1 protein-coding gene and 1 pseudogene are annotated in these 881 nt (G+C 67.8%); one reads left to right on the forward strand and one right to left on the reverse strand.

The genetic code is table 11. The annotated features are described in order from the left end of the window. Positions 1–594, reverse strand: a 594-nt coding sequence (locus EOA33_RS37130; protein WP_190234524.1) for a DUF2182 domain-containing protein, incomplete at its 3' end; no start/stop codon positions are given. A 102-nt stretch (positions 595–696) separates the two neighbouring features. Here EOA33_RS37130 and EOA33_RS37135 point away from each other — a divergent pair. Beyond that, positions 697–881: pseudogene (locus EOA33_RS37135) on the forward strand (UbiH/UbiF family hydroxylase); the annotation flags it as partial.

An 881-nucleotide genomic window follows, 5' to 3' on the forward strand; every position in this document is an offset into this window, starting at 1 on the left:
GAACTGGTAGAGGCCCGCGACCAGCAAGGCCGCTGCTCCGGCGATGCCAACGACCGGATCGAGCAATTGCCCGGACGAGGCGAAGGCGTGGACGCCGAGCGTCAGCGCCGCAAACAGCGCCGAGCCAGCCAGCCACATGCAGAGATAGCCCGCGACCAGGACCAGCGGGTGAACGACCGGCTCGCCCCTGATGCGAGCGGTGTCCGCGATCTCGCAATAGATGCGGATCATCGGCGCGGCGGACGGCAGCATCGTCGCCACGGCCATCAGGAACCACATCAGGATAAGCGCCGGCGCCTGCGCGCCGATTGCGCCGGCAAGCGGCGCCGGCGCCAGGCAAAGCGCGAAAAAGCGATCGACGAAATCCGGCAGCGGCGGCGGCGGCAGGTATTTCAACATGAAATCGCCCGGGGCCGATGCGCCCGCAACCCGGCCTTCGGCACCGCGGATCGCCATGACGCCAAGCGTTAGCCACGCCAGGATGACCGCCGCACCAACCATCATGGCCACCACCAGCCGGGGGTTGCGCGCGACGTCCGCGGTGGCGCGGCCGGCCCGGTCGAGATGGCGGAAGTCGTTGTCCTGGCCGGTCATGGACCCGAAATGGGCTGAATCGCCGCGTTGATCAAGCCGTACACTCCGGCCTATACCGCATTGGCGGCCAATTGGGCCTGCATTGCGATCTGGATACCGGATTTGGATCATCAGAAGACAGCGCGGATATTGGTCGCCGGCAGCGGTCCGGCCGGGCTGATCGCGGCGCTTGGGTTTGCCGAGGCCGGCTTTGCGGTGACGCTGGCGGGCCCGGCAGCCAATGGCCAGGATGGCCGCACCACCGCGCTCATGAACCCCGCCTTGAAAGTTCTCGAGCGGCTGGGCGT

Origin of the sequence: Mesorhizobium sp. M4A.F.Ca.ET.050.02.1.1 (assembly GCF_003997725.1) — a bacterium.
In the GTDB taxonomy this organism is placed as follows: Bacteria; Pseudomonadota; Alphaproteobacteria; order Rhizobiales; family Rhizobiaceae; genus Mesorhizobium.